The organism is Paenibacillus sp. TSA_86.1, from assembly GCF_052691815.1.
Genome location: NZ_JBQZGE010000002.1, coordinates 665,138 through 689,888, shown reverse-complemented (window position 1 = coordinate 689,888; position 24,751 = coordinate 665,138). Strand labels below are relative to the sequence as shown.

General features: G+C 46.0%; 23 protein-coding genes. 21 read left to right on the top strand and 2 right to left on the bottom strand.

Annotated elements, in window-relative coordinates:
- Positions 1–698 precede the first annotated feature (698 nt).
- The 11 genes from ACUTVW_RS09070 to ACUTVW_RS09020 all read left to right on the top strand — a co-directional run bounded on the left by ACUTVW_RS09070 (position 699) and on the right by ACUTVW_RS09020 (position 11,713).
- Entirely contained in the window at positions 699–1,535 is an 837-nt protein-coding gene (locus ACUTVW_RS09070) for a class I SAM-dependent methyltransferase (protein WP_445645471.1), read from the top strand.
- 54 nt (positions 1,536–1,589) lie between these two features.
- Complete coding sequence (locus ACUTVW_RS09065; protein ID WP_445645470.1) at positions 1,590–2,219, top strand: pentapeptide repeat-containing protein; 630 nt, start codon at positions 1,590–1,592, stop codon at positions 2,217–2,219.
- Between the two features lie 105 nt (positions 2,220–2,324).
- Entirely contained in the window at positions 2,325–3,821 is a 1,497-nt protein-coding gene (locus tag ACUTVW_RS09060) for a DEAD/DEAH box helicase (RefSeq protein ID WP_445645469.1), read from the top strand.
- A 150-nt stretch (positions 3,822–3,971) separates the two neighbouring features.
- Positions 3,972–4,322, top strand: a complete 351-nt coding sequence (locus ACUTVW_RS09055; RefSeq protein ID WP_445645468.1) for an MmcQ/YjbR family DNA-binding protein — start codon at positions 3,972–3,974, stop codon at positions 4,320–4,322.
- 67 nt (positions 4,323–4,389) lie between these two features.
- Positions 4,390–5,289, top strand: a complete 900-nt coding sequence (locus ACUTVW_RS09050; RefSeq protein WP_445645467.1) for an alpha/beta hydrolase — start codon at positions 4,390–4,392, stop codon at positions 5,287–5,289.
- Between the two features lie 374 nt (positions 5,290–5,663).
- The gene (locus tag ACUTVW_RS09045; RefSeq protein ID WP_445645466.1) at positions 5,664–6,818 is read left to right on the top strand and encodes a type III polyketide synthase; all 1,155 of its coding nucleotides are present in this window, start codon (positions 5,664–5,666) and stop codon (positions 6,816–6,818) included.
- Positions 6,805–7,533 (top strand): methyltransferase domain-containing protein, encoded by a 729-nt coding sequence (locus tag ACUTVW_RS09040; RefSeq protein WP_445645465.1) that lies wholly within the window; start codon positions 6,805–6,807, stop codon positions 7,531–7,533. Before ACUTVW_RS09045 ends, ACUTVW_RS09040 begins: the two co-directional genes overlap by 14 nt.
- Complete coding sequence (locus tag ACUTVW_RS09035) at positions 7,530–8,669, top strand: NAD(P)/FAD-dependent oxidoreductase (RefSeq protein WP_445645464.1); 1,140 nt, start codon at positions 7,530–7,532, stop codon at positions 8,667–8,669. The genes ACUTVW_RS09040 and ACUTVW_RS09035 overlap by 4 nt, the downstream gene beginning before the upstream one ends.
- A gap of 189 nt (positions 8,670–8,858) precedes the next feature.
- The gene (locus ACUTVW_RS09030) at positions 8,859–10,049 is read left to right on the top strand and encodes an aminotransferase-like domain-containing protein (protein ID WP_445645463.1); all 1,191 of its coding nucleotides are present in this window, start codon (positions 8,859–8,861) and stop codon (positions 10,047–10,049) included.
- Between the two features lie 180 nt (positions 10,050–10,229).
- Positions 10,230–11,081, top strand: a complete 852-nt coding sequence (locus ACUTVW_RS09025; RefSeq protein ID WP_445645462.1) for a lysostaphin resistance A-like protein — start codon at positions 10,230–10,232, stop codon at positions 11,079–11,081.
- 17 nt (positions 11,082–11,098) lie between these two features.
- Positions 11,099–11,713: a TetR/AcrR family transcriptional regulator gene (locus tag ACUTVW_RS09020; RefSeq protein WP_445645461.1), complete on the top strand. Its 615-nt coding sequence runs from the start codon at positions 11,099–11,101 to the stop codon at positions 11,711–11,713.
- 160 nt (positions 11,714–11,873) lie between these two features.
- Here ACUTVW_RS09020 and ACUTVW_RS09015 read toward each other — a convergent pair whose 3' ends face one another.
- Positions 11,874–12,299, bottom strand: coding sequence for a MaoC family dehydratase (locus ACUTVW_RS09015; RefSeq protein WP_445645460.1), 426 nt, complete (start codon positions 12,297–12,299; stop codon positions 11,874–11,876).
- Positions 12,300–12,503: 204 nt separating this feature from the next.
- Between ACUTVW_RS09015 and ACUTVW_RS09010 the strand changes: the two genes are divergently transcribed.
- From ACUTVW_RS09010 to ACUTVW_RS08975, 8 genes are all read left to right on the top strand, one after another.
- The gene (locus ACUTVW_RS09010; protein WP_445645459.1) at positions 12,504–13,379 is read left to right on the top strand and encodes an AraC family transcriptional regulator; all 876 of its coding nucleotides are present in this window, start codon (positions 12,504–12,506) and stop codon (positions 13,377–13,379) included.
- 85 nt (positions 13,380–13,464) lie between these two features.
- The gene (locus tag ACUTVW_RS09005; RefSeq protein ID WP_445645458.1) at positions 13,465–14,742 is read left to right on the top strand and encodes an ABC transporter substrate-binding protein; all 1,278 of its coding nucleotides are present in this window, start codon (positions 13,465–13,467) and stop codon (positions 14,740–14,742) included.
- A 281-nt stretch (positions 14,743–15,023) separates the two neighbouring features.
- A complete protein-coding gene (locus tag ACUTVW_RS09000) occupies positions 15,024–15,914 on the top strand; it encodes a carbohydrate ABC transporter permease (protein WP_445645457.1) in 891 nt (296 codons plus the stop codon).
- A gap of 15 nt (positions 15,915–15,929) precedes the next feature.
- Positions 15,930–16,811: a carbohydrate ABC transporter permease gene (locus ACUTVW_RS08995; RefSeq protein WP_445645456.1), complete on the top strand. Its 882-nt coding sequence runs from the start codon at positions 15,930–15,932 to the stop codon at positions 16,809–16,811.
- Between the two features lie 331 nt (positions 16,812–17,142).
- Complete coding sequence (locus tag ACUTVW_RS08990) at positions 17,143–18,786, top strand: spore germination protein (RefSeq protein ID WP_445645455.1); 1,644 nt, start codon at positions 17,143–17,145, stop codon at positions 18,784–18,786.
- Between the two features lie 45 nt (positions 18,787–18,831).
- A complete protein-coding gene (locus ACUTVW_RS08985; RefSeq protein ID WP_445645454.1) occupies positions 18,832–19,947 on the top strand; it encodes a GerAB/ArcD/ProY family transporter in 1,116 nt (371 codons plus the stop codon).
- 4 nt (positions 19,948–19,951) lie between these two features.
- Positions 19,952–21,142: a Ger(x)C family spore germination protein gene (locus ACUTVW_RS08980; RefSeq protein WP_445645453.1), complete on the top strand. Its 1,191-nt coding sequence runs from the start codon at positions 19,952–19,954 to the stop codon at positions 21,140–21,142.
- Between the two features lie 70 nt (positions 21,143–21,212).
- Entirely contained in the window at positions 21,213–21,431 is a 219-nt protein-coding gene (locus tag ACUTVW_RS08975) for a hypothetical protein (protein WP_445645452.1), read from the top strand.
- Between the two features lie 179 nt (positions 21,432–21,610).
- Here the strand turns inward: ACUTVW_RS08975 and ACUTVW_RS08970 are convergent, their stop codons facing one another.
- Positions 21,611–22,891, bottom strand: coding sequence for a stalk domain-containing protein (locus ACUTVW_RS08970; protein ID WP_445645451.1), 1,281 nt, complete (start codon positions 22,889–22,891; stop codon positions 21,611–21,613).
- A 209-nt stretch (positions 22,892–23,100) separates the two neighbouring features.
- On the opposite strand from ACUTVW_RS08970, the gene ACUTVW_RS08965 reads away from it, so the two are divergent.
- Together ACUTVW_RS08965 and ACUTVW_RS08960 are read left to right on the top strand one after the other, a co-directional pair.
- Complete coding sequence (locus tag ACUTVW_RS08965) at positions 23,101–23,469, top strand: hypothetical protein (RefSeq protein WP_445645450.1); 369 nt, start codon at positions 23,101–23,103, stop codon at positions 23,467–23,469.
- Positions 23,470–23,487: 18 nt separating this feature from the next.
- A complete protein-coding gene (locus ACUTVW_RS08960) occupies positions 23,488–24,720 on the top strand; it encodes an exo-alpha-sialidase (protein ID WP_445645449.1) in 1,233 nt (410 codons plus the stop codon).
- The last annotated feature ends 31 nt before the right edge of the window (positions 24,721–24,751 follow it).

Genomic DNA, 24,751 nt, shown 5'->3' with positions numbered 1-24,751 from the left:
TGATACGTCACGCTGAGTATGAGCTAGCTAGTGTCCAATATTAAGGGGTTGAACCGTGACGGAGCTTGTTTGGGGCATTTTAACAAGGAAATTTTTCTAACGATCACCACAGACGTTATGTTATAAGAAATCAGTATTTTTTAGTCGTAAAAGCCATTTTTCAACGAAATAAGACTCCTGGTGATCGTTAGAATTGGAGATGGTCTGAAATGAGGCAAATAACGTCTCTGGTGATCGTTAAAGGATTTTCCACAGTTGGAGAAGCTTGATACTGCTTGCTACAACCTAAAAAGTAAAGCGTGCCACACAAAAAATGTGTTATAGCTGATCGGGAAATGTTGGAACTGAAAACACTAATCAGTAATCTTTTCTAAACTTATCTTTTCCAGACTTATTGCAGGAGAGTACGGCAATTTTGCGATGATTCTGCTTGAAATAGAATGGAGGGGTGTCTTGCAGGTGATATGCAACCTGGGGGCACGCCTTTTTTTTATTTTTGCGTTAAAATTATCTGAAGGACGTTTCATCTTAGAATTAGATTAGATCAGACTATTTCAGACCAGACTAGACTATGATTAGATAGACTATGATTAGATTAAATAGGATTAAATACGTTATTAAATAATCGATTGACATCACTCCCGGTTTAATTTAAGTTATTAAAGACACTTTATGTCTCTAATATAAGGAGAGATGTTATGAATACTGAAGAACAAGAACAAGAGCAACTTATTTTAATAAAAGGCTCACAGGATAAGAATCAGTTCAACGAATCAGACCCTTCCATACGCCCCCTAAAATCAATCCAATCCATGCTCGCGGTGCAATCGAAGCTCCCCATACAGTCTCCATCACTATTATCGATGTTGCAGCCATCCCCAGGAGAACGCATTCTGGATGTGGGGTGTGGGGATGGCGTACTGACGGCTAAGATTGCGGCAACCGGAGCGATCACCACCGGGATTGATTTTTCGGAAGAGAGCATTGCAGAGGCAATGGAGAAATATCCCGAACTGGATTTTCAGATAGCAGATGCTGGTCATTATCGGACGCATGAACGTTATGATGCTGTTTTTTCTCATGCCGCGTTACATTGGATGCCCGATGTCACGGCAGTTGTTCAAACCATGCAATTGCAACTGAAGGAAGGCGGACGTCTGGTCGCTGAGTTTGCAGGAAGTGGTAATACGGCGATCCTTCTTCATGCGGTTCGGGAGGAGTTACTTACAAGAGGATACAGTTGGGAAGGGCGTAACCCGTGGTATCACCCTACCGTGGGCGAGTTTTCAAGCTTGCTTGAGCAGCATGGATTCCGGGTGTTATTTATCCAACATACCAACACGCTCAGACCTTTGAAACAGGGAATACGCCAATGGTTGAACAGCTTTGCAACGTATCTTTTCCGTGATATTGCAGCAGATGAGAAGGAGTTAGTTATGAAGGTTGTCGAAAAGAAAGTAGAAGCGCAGCTTTATCGTGAAGGGCAGTGGAATCTGGATATTTCCAGACTACGAGTTGTTGCGATTAAAGCTTAATGAATGAGATTAACCAAGTGGGAATAAGTCCGACCAAGATCCAAGGAGGCTGGCATGAAAATAGAGAAACCCAAACTACAGGAGCACCTGCTTGAACCTGAGCCGATGTATACATTTGAATCAAAAACAGAATACAGAGACAGGTTGATAGAGAATATAACGCTGGATTTGCAGGAAGTGAACAAAGCATCGTTTGAGAACGTAATCTTCCGGCATGTAACCATTTTGGAGTCCTCACTTGAACACTGTGAATTTACGGACGTGCGGTTCGAACATTGTGATTTTTCCAATGTGAATCTGCAAAATACATTTATGCATCGCACGGAGTGGGTGAATTGCAAGCTGGTGGGTACGGACTTTTCCGGCAGCCGGTGGCAAAATGTGAGCGTTTTGCAGAGTGTATGTGACTATAGTAATTTCCGTTTTGCGCATCTCAAACAGGTTGAATATTACGAGTGTAGCTTGGTCGGTGCCGACTTTGCCTATTTGAAATTACAGAAGATCGCATTTGGCGCATGTAAACTGAATCAGGTAACGTTTACCGGAACAGCAATGAAGGGGCTCGATCTGAGTGATTGTGAATTGGATGCTCTGGTTCTTACAATTGAAGATTTGGCTGGGTGTGTCATTGCACCGCATCAAGCGGCTACCTTTGCGGGGTTAATGGGGCTTATCATTAAATAAATATCAAAAAAGTATACAGAATCCTTTTTAAATGTTATCCTTAACTGTTACGTGTGACATAAAGACTCGTTTTATGTAGAGATTTGCGTAAATGAAGGAGATAACATGACATTTCAGGAATTAAACATTATCCCTCCGATTCTGGAAGGGTTGAAAAAAGCGAATTACACCAAACCTACTCCGATTCAGGAGCAGTCCATACCAGCAGTGCTTGCAGGCCGAGATTTACTGGGTTGTGCCCAGACGGGAACAGGCAAGACTGCAGCATTTTCTGTGCCCATTATTCAGTTATTGAGTGAAAGCAGCCAAGGGAAACAAGGGGCTTCAGGAAAGCCGGCAGATAAAAAGGCAAAGCAGACTCGTGCGATTCGCTCGCTCATTTTGTCCCCGACCCGAGAGCTTGCCATCCAAATATCCGATAACATCAAAGTCTACAGCAGATACACCGACATTCGTTCGGTTGCCATTGTGGGCGGAGTATCTCAAAAGGTGCAAGAACGTGCATTGCAGCAAGGGGCAGATATTGTCATTGCTACGCCTGGACGTTTGATGGATCTGGTGAATCAGAAGCAGATTGATCTGAAAATGGTGGAGATTCTCGTACTGGATGAAGCTGACCGTATGTTGGATATGGGCTTTATCCACGATGTGAAACGGATCATTGCCAAGATGCCAAACAAAAAACAGACCTTATTTTTCTCAGCTACGATGCCGCCAGAGATTGTGAAGATGGTGCAAACCCTGCTGGTGAATCCTGTGAAAGTAGAGATTACTCCGGTTTCGTCAACCGTAGATCGCATCAAACAATCTGTATATTTGCTGGAGCATGGCAAGAAACAGAATATGTTGAATCATATTTTGCAGGATGAATCGATAGCTTCCGCACTGGTATTCACTCGCACGAAACGTGGGGCTGATCGGGTTACGCGAGATTTGGCTAAAATTAACGTGACGGCACAGGCCATTCACGGCAACAAGTCGCAGAACGAACGCCAGCGGGCACTGAACAATTTTAAAAGCGGCGTAACGCGTGTGCTTGTAGCAACCGACATTGCGGCAAGAGGAATTGATGTAGAGGAATTAACTCATGTCATCAACTTCAATCTCCCCAACATTCCAGAGACGTATGTTCACCGTATTGGACGGACAGGTCGAGCTGGTAAAAGCGGGATGGCCATTTCGTTCTGTGAGAAGGATGAGCTTCCTTTCCTGAAAGATATCGAGAAAGTGATCAAAAAATCGATTCCCGAGGTGAAGGATCATCCTTATCCGATGACAAACATGCCTGTATTTGCACAAATGAATTCAACGAAACCGGCTTCCAAAGCCTACGGCGGCAAGCCTGCCAAAAACAAAACCAATCCGGCTCGCAAGCCGAAGTCCGAATGGTTTACCAAACGGGATAAAATGGCATCCGGCAGCAGAGCCGAGGATCGCCATACGAGTGCTTCACGTCCTGCACGTAGCGAGCAGTCGAATCCCTACAAAGGTGGAGAGCCATCTCGCACAACGCCTAAAGGGGAGCACAGTAAAACAAAAAGCCGTTCCTCCTATCAGGGCCAACAGCGCCGGGGCAAAACGCGCAGTGACCAAGCCAAATAACTGAACGACAATACATTGAGCCTTCTCCGATTTTAGGAGGAGGTTTTGTTTTGTTATTTGTTTTATTATATGTTGAACTGCATTTACAGCCAAACATACATTCGGTAAAATGGAAGACAGACGAATGAAGTGTAGAGGAGGAGCAATGGGATGGAAACCATGATGAATTATTGTCTTGCCAAAAAAGGGGCCGTTAAAGAATATCCATTCGGGCCTGAAGCAGCCGTGATTAAGGTGGCGGACAAAATGTTTGCTCTTTTGTTTGAAGGGAATGGGGAGCACAGCCGTTTGAATCTGAAATGTGATCCGATCATTGCAGAGAACCTCAGAGAGCAACATGAGGCCGTGAAGCCCGGTTACCATATGAATAAAAAGCACTGGAATACCGTGATGCTCGACGGTTCCTTACCGGACGAGGACATCTATGCCATGATTGATCACTCCTATGATCTGATCGTGCAGAAGCTACCAAAGAGGATTCAGGAGACGCTGAGCGAATAGAATGAATGAGGCCACATGGAGTGGCGTCAGTATCCCGTTTGGAACGAAGACGAAGGAGTGAATGGGAATGGATCAACAGCAGCAGATTGCCATGGTTCAACAAATGCGTCAGCATAGCTCGGGAAATGATCAAGGATGTAAGCCAAGTATTACATATGATGTTACAGTAAAAGAATACATGATCCCGACTTCGGCTGGGGACACGCGAGTTCTGGTATATGTGCCCAATCGGAAGAACGAACCAGCTTTAACTTTGCCCGTGTTCTTTAACATGCATGGCGGAGGATTTGTGCTGGGGCAAGCGGACGGGGACGATTCCTGGTGCCGTTTAATCGCAGATCGTGCAGGATGTATGGTCGTGAATATTGATTATAAACTAGCACCTGAGCACAAATTTCCAACAGCGGTTTATGAGTGTTACGATGTGGTGAAATGGATGCAAACCAATGCAAATGAGTTCTCTGCAAATGCGTTGATGTTTGCTATTGGCGGTCACAGTGCCGGAGGGAATCTGGCTGCGGCGGTATGTTTACTTAACCGGGAACGTGGGAACGAGTTCCCGATCTTGCTCCAGATTATCGATTATGCTGTATTGGATCTGGCAACAGACCCGGCGGAGAAGCCTGATTTTCCCGAAGCGATTCCAGCTGATGTGGCTAGGACGTTTAATACGATGTATCTGATGAAACCAGAGGATGCTTCGAATCCGCTAGCTTCTCCTGTATTCGCCGATTCGCTCTCTAATTTGCCTGAAGCGCTGATCATTACTGCTGAGAGAGATTCTCTAGCCCAGGAAGCACGTGCATACGCGGCGAAGCTGGAGGCAAGTGGCGTGAGCGTGACTCATAAGGAATACCAGGGGGCCGTCCACGGTTTTACACATCATGGCGATCTTCAGATGGCTGAAGATGCGTGGTATCTGATGAGTGATAAGTTGAAGCAGACTTTTAGCCGTGCAGGTGTCTAAGATAAAAGGGGAATATTGGAGTCACAAGCAAGCGAACTTTCGTATGATCAACAAATAAGTATAGTAAAATGTCACACCTTCTAAAGATGATCACAGCCGCATGCAATCTGCATCGGAATGATTCATCTTGGAAGGTGTTTTTTCTATGAACGTTTAAAGTTCTCTAAACGGGGCTTCTGAGTAAGCAGACATCTTAATAAAATATACAATCATGGCTAAGCCTCGTCATTGAGAAACAGTGATGTTGCGTTACGGTTTCAATCATCTGTGCTGTTATTTTATATGCATCAATATGATTTTGGAGGTTACAACCTTTTCATAAAGGGTAAGAGGTGTTAATTACAGGAAATCATAACCAAAATCAGGAGGTTATTATGAATCCAAACAACTCGAGTGAAATCGCCATCCTTGGTATGGGGACGGCTCTCCCAGCGCACAAGGTAGCTCAGCCGGAAATCGCGGAGCTCATCGCTTCTTCACTACATGATCGTCCTGATCTGGCCCGCTTTGCGAAGCGCATTTTCAGATCGTGCGGTGTAGAAACACGATATACCGTGGAACCGAGTTATCTTGGCTCTCTGGAAAAATGTCGTTATATCCCTTCGGGTGAACAGCCTGAGATTCCGACGACACGGGAACGAATGGATACATACCAGCGGGAAGCACTCCCTCTGGCGATCAAGGCAGCGGAAGAAGCGATGCATGACGCTCGGATCTCTCCCGAAACGATAACTCACATGATAACAGTTAGCTGCACGGGGCAGTATTTGCCAGGACTCGACGTTCAACTAATTCAACACTTTGGACTTTCTGCTCGTGTGAATCGATTACCGCTCATATTTCAAGGCTGTGCAGCAGGATTAAAAGCCATACAGATGGCGCGTGATGTCGTGCAGGGGGCACCAGGTTCTCAGGTATTGATCGTATGCGTGGAGCTATGTACACTTCATTTCCAGCCGGTAAAGGATCGGGAGGCACTGTTTGCGGCGTCGTTCTTTGGAGATGCAGCTTCTGCATCCATCGTGGGGACGCCGGAAGCGCGGCACAGAGACTACTTGAGTCTGGGAACCGGATATGAGGTGCTTTTGCCAGAATCGACGGAAGACATGACTTGGGAAGTGTCTGATTACGGATATGACCTGCATCTGTCGCCCCGAATTCCGAAGTTGCTGGGAAACTATCTACAAGAGGAGTTAAGTCTTTTGCTACAGAGCGAGCAGCTTCCCGAACTGTGGGCGATCCATCCCGGTGGACGAGGAATCGTAGATTCTGTACAGGAAGTCATGAGTCTAAGACCCGAACAGACGAAGTACAGTCGGGAAATTTTGAGAGATTACGGTAATTTGTCCTCGAATACGATTCTGTTTGTGCTTCAGGCGATGCGTATGGATATGAAAAAGATGGAACAGTTGTCTACAGAAGGCGTGGCGATGGCTTTTGGGCCTGGACTTACGGCAGAATTAATGAAATTCACCTATGTTCCGGCTATAACATCGGTGATGGAGGAGCAGGCTCATGTCCTTCTTTAGAAGATTGGGCAGTCGGGCCAAGGAAGAAGAATTGATGGACGACTTCTCCATGGGTGGAGAAGAATTGCGTGAAGCACTGCGCCATTTACGGCGGTTGAACAAAATATTTGCCGCGCCCGGCCCCACAGTATCCGGCATCGATAAATTGTGGAATTCCTTGGGCAGACCGGATAAGCTGACCATTCTGGATGTGGGCGCGGGTTCAGGAGATGTGAATCTGAAGTTGCTGCAATGGGCGAAGGATCAAGGTATAGATATGCATATTACGTTGGTGGATCTGACGGAAGAGGCCTGTGAAGAGGCCAGAGAGTTATTCCGTCACGAGCCGCGTGTTCGAGTACAGCGTGCCGATCTAACTACGTTGCCAGATGCTTCGGCCGATATTGTGACCGGATCGCAGTTTATTCACCACTTTGAGGGAGAGCAGCTGGTGGATATGGTTTCTCATATGCTGCGAGCTTCCAGGTATGGCGTGGTTATCAATGATATCCATCGTCATACCGTGTCTTATAAGGCGGTATGGATTACAACAAGGCTTATTTCGCGTAATCGTTATATCCGTCATGACGGGCCGCTATCGGTAGCGAAGGGATTCACAGATCAAGATTGGCAGGAACTTAAGCAACGGTTGAACCATGACACGATGACCTACGAGTGGAAACCGTTGTTCCGATATTCTGTGGTGATTCCTCACAACGGAGGTGTACTCACGTGACGAGATCAACGGATGTAATCATTGTTGGGGCGGGTATTGCGGGCAGTAGCTGTGCCATTGAACTGGCTCGGCAAGGACATCGAACGCTGCTACTGGATCGTCAGCAGTTTCCGCGTCATAAAACATGTGGAGAGTTCATGTCTCCCGAAACGAGAGAGATGCTGGAGCATCTGGGCATCCATCTGCTGGAGCAGCAGAAGACCCCCAGCAGCATGGATCATGCCCGAATAACGATGCCGGACGGTGGGGAGATTGAGGCACCTTTGCCCGGATTTGCATACGGCATAAGCCGATATGAGCTGGATCAGCAGCTGCACCAACGGGCACACGTTGCCGGAGCTGAAATCTTGACCAAAGTGAACATCACCTCTATTCAGCAACTAGAGGATCATCGTTATGAAGTAGAAGTTAAACAGGGTGACGAACGAATATGTTATCAAGCCAAGGCTGTCATCGGGGCATACGGTAGTAAAAAACTGCGAGGATCAAACAGCGCAGAAGGACTCCGGGACGAGACGACCTATGTCGGTGTCAAATCTCATTACAGAGGCATCGACATACCAGCGCGAGTGGAACTCTATTTTTGCGATGGAGGTTACGTTGGAATCTCTCCCATTGAAAATGATACAGTCAACGTTGCGGCGCTCCTGACGCTGGAATCCGTGCAGGGGAGCGGCAAGTCAGTGCCGGAGATTTTGCAGGCAGCAGCAATGACGAATTCAAGTCTCGCAGCCCGTTTAACAGAAGGTGAACCCGTTCAGGGAACCCAAGTATCTGTTGCACCATTGCAGCTATCCAACATTCCGGAGCCCTGGGCTGATTATCCGCATATTGGAGATGCGATGATGGTGATTCCACCTCTGTGCGGAGATGGAATGTCCATTGCTCTTCGTTCTGCGATCCTCTGTGCAGGGTGGACAGATGCATATCTTAAAGACGAAATGGACTATACCACCTGGCAAAGCGAGTACACTCTCGAAGCCAATCGGGAGTTTGCTCCATTGCTTCGAAGGGCGAGAACCATTCAAAACCTTGCTTTCGCGAAAACCAATCGCTTTTATCCGACCCTGGCTCGACTATTCCCTGGATTGGCTAGCTATGTTGTCAAGGCTACGAGACTATCGGACATGAGATAAAGCTGCCGCTGGCGGCTTTTTGTCGTTATTTGAGGACATCGTTCGAGCACTTCTAGGGCAGAATTCAAATCAATTTGCATATAACTTGGCGGCGGACGCTTTGGCAAATCGAGAAATGCTCGTATAATAGAGTCTAATGTATCATTCGAGACATAAATTAGATCAGATGCCGAGAGGATGTTATTGAAGATGAATTATACTTTTTCCAACCGGATTGCATCTTTGCAGCCGTCCATTATTCGTGAGATTTTGAAAGCTTCTTCAGGCCAAAATGTAATTCCATTCTCTGCGGGCAATCCCGCGCCGGAGACGTTTCCTATTGAAGCGATTCGTACCTTTACTCAATCGATTCTGGAACAAGACCCGGTTACAGCGCTGCAATACGGTATTACGGAAGGTTATGTTCCGCTGCGTGAGGCACTACAGCAGCACCTGGAGCAGAATTTTAACACAGGCAAGTCGTCCGACCAACTCTTTATTGTGTCTGGAGCACAACAAGGGATTGAGCTTGCATGTAAAGTCCTGTGTAATGAGGGGGACACGATTATCTGTGAAAGTCCCAGCTTTATCGGCTCCTTGAATTCCTTCCGTGCTTCCGGTGCGAAGCTGGCGGGCGTTCCGATGGAGATGGATGGCATGGATATAGATAAGTTAGAACAAGCGCTACAAACCGAGCCGAATGTGAAAATGATCTATGTGATTCCAAGCTTTCAGAACCCAACAGGGGTGACGACGAGTCTGGAAAAACGCAAAGCGATCTATGCATTGGCGAAAAAATATGGCGTGATGATTTTGGAAGATAACCCATACGGGGAGCTTCGATTCAATGGCGAGGACGTGCCAACCATTAAATCGATGGACGAGGATGGCTTGGTGATCTATGTCGGCTCGTTCTCCAAAATTTTGTCGGCCGGACTTCGGGTTGGCTTTGTACAGGCTCCGCATGAAGTTGTGGAGAAGATGGTTGTAGCCAAGCAGGGAGAAGATGTACATACAGCGATGCTTCCGCAGATTCTGGCTCATCGCTTCATGACCGAGTATGATTATGCAGGGCATATTAACCACATTCGCCAAGTCTACCTCCGAAAGGCAACTCTCATGATGGACAAGCTGCAGGAGCATCTGGGTGACTCTGTGACCTATACCCGTCCGGATGGGGGACTGTTCCTCTGGTGTGATCTGCCTGCTCATGTTCCGATGGTGGAATATGCCAAAACGGCTGCTGCCCAAGGTGTGGCAGTTGTTCCAGGGAATGCATTCCTCGTCAATGAACAAGACCCATGCAACGCGATTCGATTGAATTTCTCGACACCATCCGATGAGCAAATTGCCAAAGGTGTGGAGATCCTTGGACATGTGTTAAGAAATTCGTTTTCGTAAAATAAATGCATGACGCAAGCCGCCTACGGGCGGCTTTTTTGTGTGATCCGATTAACCGGTGAGTACTGTTGACCAGCAAAAAAATCGTTGTTCAATGTTGACATAAACCGATATGGCTATGTATATTGTATTTACCGACTATTAAGTCGGTAAATACAATAAGAGATGAGTGTGTGTGTCATGGAAAGACATTATGGCCTTCAACCGCCGATACCACTGGGTTTAAAATCCGTAGCAGGCTTCGTACTTATTTTGATCATCTGGCAAGGTGGTGCTTTATTATGGTTCAATCTACTCCATACTCTGATTCCTGCTACGCGTTCTGGATTACCCCAATTGATCACACTTTATTTGTCCTTTTCTTTCCTGATTCTCGGTGTCTACATGATCACCAGGTATTCCTTTAAGATTCCTTTTAGAACATTTATGTTTGAAGGTAAGAGACCTGATTTCTGCAAGTTTGCTATTTATTTTGCATGGTACTTCACTGCCCTTATCCTGTATTTACTTGCAGATATCGCCCTGCATCCTCAAGCTTTTGTGCTTCATTTTGATCTGCTGCCGTGGCTGGGTGTGCTCATGCTTACAGCTCCTTTGGTTTTGTTTCAAAGTGCTGCTGAAGAGATTTTGTTTAGAGGTTACATGTACCGTATGTTCAGATCATTAAGAGGCGGTGCATTCTGGTCCATCTTTGTCACTTCTCTGGTCTTTTCTCTGCTCCATGGTTTTAATCCCGAAATGTTGCATTACGGAATTTTTGGCCCCCTGTATTATTTGCTGGTAGCGTTCTTTTTGGGAACCGTAGCTTACCATACGAATGGTCTGGTCGCTCCCATCGGTATTCATTTTGCCACGAACATTTTTAATACATCCATCTGGGGATATGGAACATCGACGTTGGAAAACATGGGTCTGCAAAATGTGGTATACCGACACACATTAGATATGCCATTTGCATTCTTTGGGATTTTTGTTATCGTTATCTCATATGGTGCTTTTCAATTTTTCAAGCATAAAAGGAACCGTTCATAAGGTTCCGGGAGGAGCTTATGACTAGAAGACGATTGCCAGCAGAAGAGGCTAAAACGATTATTTTAAATCATGCCAAGTTGTTATTTATTGAAAAGGGCTATGATCGAGCTACAATGGATGACTTATGTGTGTTGACACAGATGAGCAAAGGAAACTTATACCATCATTTTAAAAACAAAGAGGTATTGTTTCTAAAACTGCTTACCCAGCATACCGAACAGATGTCACAAAAATGGCTTCATTTGATGGAGCAATCTTTATCTCCCAGCGAACAGCTGCTTGAAATGGCCGACTTATTGGGAAGAGACTGTGAAAGTCCATTAATCCAGGCACTCGAGGAATATGCCAGAACGCTTTCTAGCGAATCCGAGTCTCTGGCTACATTAAAGGGGATTACAGAAACCGCATATTCTGCGATAAGACAGGTGCTGCAAAAGGGGATAAATCAAGATGTTTTTATTAATGAAGACATCGAAACATTGAGTTTTGGTGTCATGTCCACATTAGCTGGGGCAACACAGCTCTGTCTGACCATGCCGAATTTAAGCGGAGACGAATATGCTGCTCTGCATGTCAAAGCAGTTAAGTTGCTTTTAAAAGGAGTTTTAATGGATAAACCCGGCTTGAAATAAGGGGATATACTTGCCTACCGCATAGGATAACTTTCGGAGATTAGGAATCGTATGAGGGTTAGAGCGAATGGTTATAGGCATTTTCTAAGGGAGTCGTTAGCTTTCGATTGTTTGCAGAATACAAACAATTGAAGCTGACGACTCCTTTGCTATCACCGATTCAATTATCCACCAGCGCACTCAATTCTGCCCGAAAAACGTTCTGACCCTTTTGGTTATAGGTGCTGAGAAGTACAGTCACCGTGCCGTTCCCCGTTCGTCTCGGACGAAGCTCGGTGACTTCAGCGACAACGCGGAGCTCGTCCCCTGGATAGACCGGTTTCAGAAACTGAATCTGGTTCATGCCCGTTCCAGCGATGATATGCTTACCATATACGCCAACTTCAATCCACAGTTTAAAAGAAACGTTTAATGTTTGTATCCCTGATGCAATCAGGCTGCCAAAACGACCTTGTTTCGCTTTTTCCTCATCCAGATGCATATATTGCGGATCATAGTTTTCGGCAAACCGAATGATGTCCTCTCTTGTTAAAATCATAGATCCTGTTTCATAACGCTGCCCTATTTTAAAATCGCTGTATTTCATATCTACTCACTCCGATCTCATTGAGATTTCCATAGCTTATATTAACATGCTTACATCAGATATCCCTAACCGAAGAGATTCGCTGATTTGGATGTTTGGACCAATTTTAGTTAGAATATGAGAAAAGGGTGAGTCCATTCAGGCATAAGAATAGAAACGGAAACATGAGACAGATGTGTGAGGAAAAAAGAGGAGGCAAATATCATGGGCGTACCTACTTTTCTGGAAACGGGTCACATGGCTGAGGGATTTCCCCTTCGGTTAATTTATACAGGCGCAGAATTCAATTATGCCGCACATTGGCATGATGAAGTGGAACTTGTCGTCGTGAATGGAAAGCATGCACGAATTGGGGTAAATGAACAGATTTTTGATCTGAACCAAGGGGATATCATCCTGATCAAACCGGGGGACGTGCATTACTTTATGCCGGGCACCGGACGGCTGACGATTCTGTTGTTTCGGCTCGAATTGTTAACCGGAAGCTTTACGAATGAAGCGGAGATACAGGAGCTTGGATCACTTTTTAATCACACGTCCATCATTCCGTCCAGCAGTCAGTACAATCCGAGTCCCTATATTGATGCGATTGCGGCTGAGAAAAAAAATCAAAAACCGGGTTACCGGTGGCTTATGGTATCTCGATTATATGATCTGATCGTTCTGCTACTGCGTACCGCACCTCAGACTATAGAAAGGGATACATCACCATGTTGGCCTTGTGTATCCTCCAAAAAGTTCGAGTTTCTTGAAGCGGTCTGCGAGTACCTGGAAGATCACTACGCCGAACCGATCAAGCTGGAGCAGGTGGCAGAGCATATGAAATTCAGCAAATTCCATATCTGCAAACTGTTCAAAGAGATCAAGGGCACCACATTGATGGAATATTTGAATCATTTTCGCATTATCAAGTCGGAGTGGGCGCTCCTGTTTCGGCAGGAATCCATTCTGGAGATTGCAATCAGTCATGGATTCAACAATGTGAACTCGTATAATCGCCTTTTCAAAAAATATAATCACTGCACACCGTCCGAATTTCGTAAACGTCACCGCTCCAACATCGCAAAATATCAAGGCTAATTGACAATATTTGTGGAGAAAGCTACCGCTCAAATTCTTATACTCAAATAAATTGTAAGCGTTTCCTTTTTAGGGAGGGTACTTTATGAAGAAATGGTTCAAGCGATGTGCTGTACCAGTCATGGTGCTTGCAGGTGCAATCATGCTCTTAACAGGTTGCCAGACAGGAACGTCCAATGGATCCAAGAAGCAGGAAATCACGGTCTGGAGCTTCACGGATGAAGCAGGTTACGCCATTAAAAAATTCGAAGAAAAGTATCCGGATATCAAGGTGAATTTCGTTAACATTCCGGGCAACTTTTACCTCACCAAACTCAAATCAGCACTACAGACCAGTTCGAAGGCTCCCGATGTGTTCATGATTGAAAACGCAAATATCCGGGAGCTGATCGATGTGCCCTATTTGGAAAACCTGTCACCTCCGCCGTATAACGCTGACGAGTTAATTAAGGAGCAGTATCCTTTTGTGCAGGCCAATGAGAAGGATAGCGAGGGGCACGTAAGGGCCCTCGGTTATCAAGGTACACCTGGAGGTATCTATTATCGCCGTGATCTGGCGAAGGAATATCTGGGTACAGATGATCCGCAGAAGGTAAGTGCTCAGATTGATACATGGGAAAAAATCTTTGCCATCGGAGAAAAAGTGCAGAAACAAAGTGGAAACAAGGTACATGCGCTGGCGAACTGGAATGGAATAGCCAATTCGTACGGTGGCATCCCTTGGGTGAAAGATGGGAAGCTTGTCATTGATCCCACGTACATGAAGGTGCTTGATCTGGTGCGTGAGGCAAGGGAGCGGCGTGTGTTGGCTGAATACGAGGATGGAAGTGCAGGGTATGCAGCGTCCATGCAAAAAGGTGAAGTGATGTTCTATCCTGCCGCGACTTGGGGATTGCAGTTTACATTCAAAGCGAACGCACCCGATACCGAAGGGTTATGGGGCTTGGCACACGGGCCTTCGTCCTTCAGTTCAGGAGGAACCTACATTGCGATGTATAACCAAAGTGACCAGAAGGATGCCGCCTGGAAATTCATCGAATTTTACAATTTTAATCATGAATTTTTGACAGGACTTGCCAAGGAGCAGGATTACTTTACGAGTAACATGGTGGTGAATGACCAGCTTGCAGACTCACTGACTTCAGCCTATTTGGGTGGACAAAAGCATTTTGAATTTTTCTCCGAGGCCGCCAAACAAGTTCCGGTGTATGAACGCACGAAATATGACGGCATTATCAGCAATGATATCTATAGAAACCTGCTGCAACTGTATCTGAACGGCGATATTCAGACCAAGGAAGAAGTGGTGAAACGCATCAAACGTGACGTACGTCTAAGGTTCCCGGAACTAGAGGTGGAGTAAGAGTAAGTTGAACCAATATGGTTACACAAGCACTCCGATGACAGAACACCCTTTCAATCGCTGTTATCCCCAGATTTTTCTGATTCCCTTTTTAAATGGGGAAAATCCGGTGAAGCGTATGCTTCCGATGTAGCTTTCTTTCAGAAAGCTTTTAGGCGAACGCTCCGCTTTTCCAGGTTTGTTCTGTCCTCTTCGTTTTTTGTGTAAACGCTTAGTTGAACTTACTGGAAGATAAATTAATAAGAGCAGTCATATCCAGGTTAATGATTGGAGGACAGCGTATGTTTGCCAAAACGATTCGCAAGGACCATTTCGGGTACTACTTTATCGCTCCTTTTTTTATCGTGTTTGCGATCTTCGGACTGTATCCGATTCTGTATTCGCTATATATCAGTTTCACGAATTTCGACGGGATCACCACACCTGAGTTCGTTGGGATAGGTAACTATGTCGCCGTACTTCAGGATCCCCTGTTCTATAAAACGTTGTTTAATACCCTCTTCATATGGGGGGTGTCGGTTGTACCCCAACTGACGGTTTCCCTTGTGCTGGCTTTTATTCTGAATGATAAGCTGTTAAAGGGACGGGATATTTTCCGGGCGGTATACTTTTTTCCTAACATCGTTACGGCTGCTTCGCTCGGTTTGCTTGTCAGTCTGATCTTTGATTGGCAGTCGGGTGGACTGAATCATTTTCTCGTGCAGACAGGGTTAATTCAAGATCCGATCAATTGGAAAGATGACCCCTGGTTTATGCGGCTGATCGTATCGTCAATCCTGTTTTTCCAGTACTTTGGTTATTCAATGGTCATCTATCTGGCTGGACTACAAGGGATCGATCCGGCGCTGCAAGAAGCGGCCCAGATCGACGGTGCCAAGAAAAAACATATCTTCCTGCACATTATCGTACCGATGCTCAAACCGATTATATTGTTTCAGATTATTACCTCGATCATTGGGGGCATTCAGATTTTTGACCAGCCGTTTACGTTGACCAATGGTACAGGGGGGCCGGACCGTGCGGCGATGACCAGCATCATGTACCTATATAATGTAGCGTTCCAAAGCACACGTTTTGGCTACGGAGCTGCCATTGCATTTTGTTTATTCATCATTATCATTCTGTTGTCCGTTGCATCCTTCATCATGACCAAACGGAAGAGCCGTTCATAGGGAGGGAGAGATTGTATGCAAACTGCCAAGGTTGCCGCGCAGCGGGATGCCGTGCTTCAACATCATGCGCTTCGTCAGCGGCTGACAGTGGGGAAAATCCTCATTTATCTGTTTCTCATCGCTCTCGCTGTATTGTGTGTGATTCCGTTTTACCTCATGCTGATCTATTCCACACATAACAACGCGTCCATTGCTTCAAGCTTTACGTTTCTTCCGGGTACGTTTCTGATCGAAAATTATGTGAATATGGCTTCCAAAATCAATATCTGGCGTGGCTTCGCCAACAGTTTTTTTATCGCAGGCAGCTCCACGGTGCTGTCACTGTATATCGGTGCTTTGACGGCCTATGGCTTTGCCAAGTTTAATTTTAAAGGGCGAACCGGATTATTTCTGTTCCTGCTCGCAACGATGATGGTTCCGGGTCAACTGGCGCTAATCGGGGTATACCGGTTGTTCAGTACGCTTGGCCTGCTGGATAGTTATGCAGCGATTATTCTGCCTGCAGCGGCAAATGCCTTTAATGTTTTTTTTATCAAACAATTTATGGAGAGCAGCATTCCCGATGAGATCATTGAATCCTCACGGGTGGACGGTGCGAATGAGTTCCGGACGTTTAATCAGATTGTACTGCCCATCCTTGGGCCAGCAATCTCGGCTCTGGGGATTTTCACCTTTATCGGATCATGGAATAACTTTCTGACACCGCTCGTGCTGTTTTTCTCCCTTGATAAATATCCGCTGCCCGTGCTGGTCGCTCTAGTTCAGGGGTACTACGGTATGGATTACGGATTGTTGTATCTGGGCGTAGCGATTTCGATTTTACCGATTATTATTGTGTTCGCCGTTTTTTCCAAACAGATTATCGGAAGTGTCGCTTTGGGTGCTGTTAAAGGGTAGTTGAAGCGCAAAATCTGTGCAGTGTTAGTTCATATTGTTTTAAAAGAGGGTCGCTCGCGGAGCGGCTCTTTTCGTCGTTCAGACTGCATATTTCTGGTGAAGGAAGCAAATGATATCTTTTACTGAGAATACTTGGACGAATCGACGGAAAGGGGGTGGGGAACCCATGAGTCAGAACAGTCAAAATACAAATACCAACTCAAGCACTAACTCAAGCACTAACTCAAACACTAACTCAAACACAAATACGAACTCAAGTACAAATACCGACACAAGCACAAATAAGAATACAGACACCAATTCAAACTCAAGCACCACGGAACCACAGGATTTGAAGCAAGATACCGAACGGTCAACCGAGCAAAATATGAAACAGGATACAAAAGAAGAACAGAAAGAACAAGAACAAGAACAAGATCAGCAAGAAAGCGAAAACAGTGAAAAATCAAAACAGAATACGGATCAAGACGCGAATAAAAATGCAGATCTGGATTCAAACGAGAAAAAGAAAGAGAAGAAGACAGAGAAAAAAGGCAAGGATCAATCGAATCAAGAAGGACAATCGGATCAAGAAAAACAAGAAACGCAGCAGGACTTGCCCTTAACAGGGGATCTGGCCATTGATGAAGAGACATTACGCGCCGTATTTACGGACTGTTCTGATGTAATATTTCATTCTTTCGAGACCGCGGGCTTCACCTCGGCACTATGTGTATATTGTGTGGGTTTATGTGATACGGAACGGCTTGAGCGTCAGGTTTTAACACCTGTTCAGGAGATAGGCATGGAGGCTGCTCAGGTTCCTCTGTCTTCCGTAAAAACCGTGGAAACGCCCAAACAGGCCGCAGAAGCGATATTGGAAGGAGAAGCGCTTCTACTGCTGGAAGGCTCCAATGTGGCGACAACCTATCCACTCTACAAGGCCGCTAACCGTTCGACGGAAGAACCTCTTGCTGAATCTACCGTACGTGGTGCAAGGGACGGATTCACGGAGTCGCTTACCACAAATCTTTCTTTGGTTCGTAAACGGCTCAAAACCCCTGCTCTAAAATTCCGTACACGTACCGTTGGAGAGAGCTCCAATACGAGCATTGCACTTGCGTACGTGGAAGGTATCGTTGATGCCTCTTTGGTGAAAGAAGTAGAGCAGCGGCTGGATCGGTTAAGAGTCCGCGACATACTCGAAAGTCAGTATATTGAGGAAGATATCATCGATCAGCGGTTCTCACCTTTTCCACAGATGATTGCGACAGAACGACCTGACGTTGTGGCCTCCAATCTGATGGAAGGCAGGTTTGCCATACTGGTTGACGGTACACCTTTCACACTCGTTGCTCCAGTAACGCTATTTTCAATGCTGCAGTCGCCTGAAGATTACTATCAATATGTGTTTATGAGTGTATTCCTGCGCTGGTTGCGATACGTATTTTATGTTTTGTCCTTGTTACTGCCCTCGGCTTATGTCGCGATCACGACCTACCACCAGGAGATGATTCCTACAGTGTTACTACTCAGTATCGCTAGAGCCAGAGAGGAGATTCCTTTTCCCGCACTTGTAGAGGCACTGATTATGGAAATTGCCTTTGAAGCACTCCGGGAAGCCGGTGTTCGCCTGCCCAAACAGGTAGGTTCCGCGGTCAGCATCGTCGGCGCGCTCATCATTGGACAGGCCGCAACCACCGCCGGCATCGTCTCCGCTCCGATGATTATCATCGTTGCGATCACAGGGATTGCATCCTTTATGATTCCACGATACTCCGCTAGCATTTCGACACGATTGCTTCGTTTCCCCATTATGCTTCTGGCTGGAACGCTGGGTTTAATCGGGGTTATGCTGGGTATCATTTTGATCGTCATTCATTTGAGCAGTCTGCGCTCATTCGGGGCGCCGTATCTGTCTCCAGTTGCACCGACGAATGCCAAAGGGTTGAAGGATTTGTGGTGGCGTCCAGCACCGTGGAACAAGCCGCGATAGGGATTAAACTGCATTTAATGATTTCGAAGAGGGGCGGGAAGAGTCATGTTAACTGACCAAGGAAGAATATCGGAGACACAGCTGGCATTTATGATCTTCCCAGCCGTTATTGCCACTGCGATCTTGTCTGTACCAGGAATCACAATGCATTATGCCGGACATGATATGTGGCTATCTCCCATTATTGGGTCGGTTACAGGACTTGCAGCGATTGGTGTTTCGCTTGGCCTTGCGCGGATGTATCCCGGAAAATCCCTCATTCAATCGAGTGTGCTCGCAGCCGGCTTCATTCCAGGCAAGCTTATGGGACTTATTTATATTTTGTTCATGCCTCATCTAACCGGGCTGATTATAAGGGAATATGGTGAGTTCATCGCCAATAATGCACTTCCACGCACACCGATGTTTGTGATCATGGGTACGATGATGCTCGTTTGTGGGATTAATGTCAGACTTGGTATTGAAGTGGTTGGTAGGACAGCACAGGTTTTTGTGACACTGGTCATGGCTATGCTGGGTCTCGTCTTTGTACTGCTCATCGGAGATTTGAATCCGGCTGAATTATTTCCTTTTATGGAAAACGGGCCAATGCCTGCCGTCAAAGGAGCGCTCGCTCCTGCCGCCTGGTTCAGTGAATATATCGTGATTGCCTTTCTCCTGCCGTATGTGAATCGCAAAAAAAGAACCACCCGTGTGATGCTCGGATCTTTATTGACAACAACGGTAGTGATGACCGTTATTAATGTGGTATGTCTCTTTTTAACTGGAGATTTGACAGACACGTTTGTTTTTCCGGTGATGATTGCCGCCCGGTACATTACGATTGCAGATTTTTTACAACATATTGAATCCCTTATTATTGCCGTATGGATCTTTGGCATGTTTGTGAAGGTTTCCGTGTTCCTGTATATATCTGTGACGTCGACAGCGGAATGGTTTGGTCTGAAGGATTACAAACCGCTAGTGAGCCCGCTTTCCTTTCTCTGTATGATCTTTTCGTTTTGGGTAGCTTCCAGCAGTTCCGGATTATCCAGTTTGGTGAGTCCTTCAGCCAATTTGTATACGATCACCGTTTTGCTGTTTCTGCCGGGATTGACTTACGGGATAGCTTGGGTGAAAAAGGGGTGGGTTTATGTACGAGAAAAACGTACGGATGCCTGATCTCATGAAAAAAAGAATGATTTCTTCATGCAATATTGGTCTTCTTATCTGTTTATGTTGCACATTACTCACGGGATGCTGGGATCGGATTGAGATTAATGATCTGGCTATTGTACTGGCAACGGGAGTGGATTACAAAAATGATCAGATCGAACTGACATCACAGATATTTATTCCCCGCAAAGCAGGAGGAGGAGACAGCACCGGCAGTGGAGGCAGTCCCAGTGGAGTGACACTGACGCGCTCGGCCGAGGGTCATACCATTGCAGAGGCTCTGAATCGCTTGCAACGGAAAGTGCCGAGAAATATGTTTTGGGGACACTGCGAAGTAATTGTGATTAGCGAAGACGCCGGAAAAAAGGGCATACGCGAATTCATTGATTTTTTCCTTCGATACCCCCAGATCAGGGAACATGCTTACGTTTTTTCGACACCTGACCCTGCCAAAAACATTCTTGCCTTGCTGGACCCACTGGAACGAAGCTCTGCGGAATCTTTGCGTGAGATGGCCAATATGAAACTGGGTACACGGATAACCGTTCTGGAACTGGCCCAATCGATCGAAGGCCCGAACCAATCTGTCATTTTGTCCCGTATGTTGTCTCTTCCACCAGACGAGGGGCAGGATAAATTAACAACGACACCATATATCAAAGGACTAAGTCTCTACAAGGGCGATACGTTTAATCGAAGTGTACAAGAGCCGTTAACCGTTGGCATTTTAATGCTCGCTAATGAGTTAAACAACATTATCATGCCTGTAAATGTAGAGCCTGAGAGAGGTTCTTTTTCGATCCAGCCGCTAGAAGTGAAGACGATTTTGAAGCCGAATATTTCGGGTTCACAGTGGAGCATGCAGGTGGATGTACAGACAAGGGGAGAGGTGTTGTTAAATACAACAGATGGGAATCTCACAGATCCTGCCGTACTGAAAAAGCTGGAGGAAACTTGGGCATCACAACTGAAAGAAATGGCTGAATCAGCCCTTCGGTTATCCCAGCGAGAGATGCGAACGGATCTGTTTAAGTTCGCGGTGGAGTTTCGCAGATATTATCCGAAACAGTGGAAGGAACAGGAGAAGAGATGGGAGCAGATCTACTCCGAGCTGGACGTGGATCTCCAGATACATGCTCAGGTTGTACGTACAGGTAAATCTGCCGGGCCTCAGGGAATTCCGGATGAGCAGGGGAGATGAGGGTTTAACCGTGGCAGTATTAGCATTACTTATGGGGATACGATATATGATGGACAGAAGGTGATAAGTTATGAAAATTGCTTCAATGCTAGGTATTTTGTTGTTAGCTAGTACGATCATCTATGTGGAATGGAAACGTAGCGAAGAAAAAAAAGTCAGGATGATCACTGCAGGGGTCAGTGCTATCAGTGCGGTCATTGGCACGATCCTGTTATTTGATCCCCGTTTTCCGGGTCCGGGTGTGATCATTAAACTGCTGTTTGGAGGTATAGATAAGGTCATGAAATAAGAAGAGGAATCACATATTGACAAAGTAAGATAGAACAAACCTGATTTAGAGAAACACATGCATGAACAATAGTAAAAACAGAAGCACACCAAAAGCACGTTCCTTGCACAGTCAGTCAAGGAGCGTGCTTTTTTTGTTTATTTTGATTCGGATCACTAAATTAATGAAAGGCGGCTTTGTTATTCCTTGATTACGGATGACTGTACAGCAGTTTCCATTTCTGCATTGTACGTGCGGAACAGACCCAACCTCCAGAAGGCGGCACCCTTCAGATCATAACGTTTAGCAAGCCCCAGTTTGTCCCCGACAGATGCGGGAGTCTCACTATTGATGTTAATGCCAAGTAATAGTTTATCCTTGGGTACACCTGCCTTAAGCGCTAGCACGATAGCCTGATCGACCAGACTGTTTGGCTCTGCAACCTGGGCTTTGGTTCCTGCCGGATTATACTGGTAGGCCATAATGATAAGATCATCCGCTATCGTAGCCAGTGTTGTGTAATCATATCCCTTGTACGCACTATTAAGCGGAGGAACAGCCAGAGAGATGGCAATCCCTTGAGGCAACGATTCTCTAAGTTGTTTCACATACTGATTCAGCAATTGCTGCTGCTGTACCGCATCCAGCTTAAATCCCAATCCCTCAAAATCAAGTACAACCCCACCGAAGCCATACTCCTGAACGGCGGTTTTAATGCCATCCATGGACTTTTGGCGTAAACTACTGTCACTCAGTACTTTGGTTAACTCACCATTTCCATCCAGTGCATAAACCATCAGGCTTGGCTGGATTTGCTGGCGGGCTGCATCAGCCACAATGGATTTAGGGGTTACTTCACCAGCGGCAGCAGGAACCTGATATTCTTTCCCCTCCAGTGTAAACGTACCATCCCGGTCAATGCGGCTCCATCCAAAAGCAACCGAATTCATAGAAGGTAACAGATCGATTTCGTTGTACGCTTTGATGGCATAGAATGCTCTGAGATGCATCTCGCGCTGAGGTGATATCATAGAGACGGTTCGTGTAGCCTGATCCCAGCCTGTACGGACGCCGAACTGACTGCTAAATGAACTCAGAGGTATGAGTACACGTCCTTCGCGCTGCACGGGGGCAGCAGCGAGCTTGACTTGGGTACCATTTACAGTGGCTGTCTTGCTCCCCACCTGAAGCACCACTTTTGTTGTTTTATCTTTGGATGTGTTGACCGCGGTTATGGTCTGTGTTTTGTTGTTCCAGCTAATCCCAATGCCGAGTGCTTCTCCGACCGTACGGAAAGGAACATAAGTGACCCCCTGATCAATTCGTGGTGCTGCATCAAACTTTAAGGGCACATGATCCAATTGCACAGAGATGGCAGGAGCTGCATCAAGTTTATGGACTTGGGTTGCAGGTATGCTACTCATAACAGATAGAGTCATAACGGCTGCGACAGCGATTTTTCCAGTACGTTGCATGAACATAAATAGGTGTACCTCCAGGCGTTGTGTTTTTTTTCGTACAATCTGAAAGTCTATTAAATATATGGAGTAAGGTTATCAAAGCATAGAATTTGGCAAATCTATCATAACAAAATTTTCATATTGTTCCAATACAAGAGACGTATAAGGGGCATAACACAAGCTTGATAGAAAATATAGTGGAGTATACGGTGTGAAAGGAGTGTGACTCTTTGCCGAACTCTACAGGATTTATCTACAATCCGACGGCAGGTGCAACACAATCTACGCAGCTGATTGTAACGTGTATTAATGATTCGCTCAATGCTCCTGTCAGTGTTGAATTGGAGGTGTTCAGGTGGGATACGACTCAATTGACTCGGATTCCGATAGGTCATGATTTAGTTGAAATCTTGCCGCAAGCAACAAGGACTTTCATCTATCCGTTGATTAACGCTGCGTTTTTTGAAGTTCAAAGTGATTTCTTTAGCGCAACCAGCACCGTTATCCATGTCTATGGCGTTGATTCTACGGGTCAGATTATACAGCGCGTTCTTCAGTCCGAAATGACGTTAATTGACCGGTTCACCAATATCCCTTAACAGAAAAGAGGTGAAGAGATGGTTGTTGTGAATATTACCGGTGCTTTGGCAGGAAATCAGTTTGAACCTTCCATTGCAGTCAACATATTAAATCCAAATATTATGTGTGTTGTTGCGGTGGATACGAGTACTGGGCCAACGCTTACGGGGTTTTATCGATCTATTGATGGGGGAACGACCTGGTCCACCACCGTCCTTCCACAACCCGCAGGCTATTCAGGGGCGGAAGCACCGACCATTGACTATACGTTTCCAAGCACATTTATCGTCACAGTGCATGTGTTTAACGGAATTAATGACGGAACGATTGTAAGTTACACTTCTTTTGATGACGGGGCTACGTTTCAACCACCTGTTATTGTACAACTGGGCTTCGGGACAATCGTGCATAATGATGAACCTTTTATTGCTGTAGACCGTTCCCCTGGCAGTCCATATCGAGGCCATGCGTATGTAGGTTATACCCCGCTTGCGACAACATCTTCTGCTATTTTTACTCAAAGATCTGTTGATCAAGGAATCTCGTGGGAACCCCCGGATCGGCAATCGAATCCTCGGGGTATTCATGACCGGGCAGCTTTGGCCGTTGGTTTCTCTGGAGAGGTCTATGCTGGTTATATCATTACAGGACCAGCCAGCCCTTCAGCGTTGCTGCGTATATCATACGATGGAGGAATCAATTATCAGCCCCCTATTGAACGACAGGCCACATTTATTTCTTCTGTTGTTCCAGCGCCATCGCCGCTACCCGTGCCGAACTATAATTTTCGAGTGCAGACCAATCTGAGTTTGGCAGCTGACATATCCATTGGACCGAACAGCGGCACCGTTTATGCTGTATGGAATGACGCTCGCGCGGGGTACACCGATGTTTTGCTATGTGAATCTCCCGATGGACTTCTTTGGTCAGATCCGATAAGCATTACTAGCGCACCCGCAGGAACACAAAACTTTTTCCCGGCGATTACAGTTTCTCCATTTGCGGGAACCATTCGGGTAATCTATTACAGCAATCAAATCAACGGTTTTCTGCTTGATGTATTTGTTGCCGAATCCTTCGATGGAGGTGCGACTTTCAGCAACCGTCGTCTAACAACAACCTCCTTTAATCCCAATGGTATCTCTCCAGTACCGACCGTTCTGATCGGAGATTATATTACGGCAGCTACATATGCCCCGGATAATCTGGCTGCGGTGTGGATGGCAACGACACCGCCGACGGGTAAGCTGGATGTTTATTTCGGAAATTAATCTTATGTATAAATCACTCCATACCTGTTCG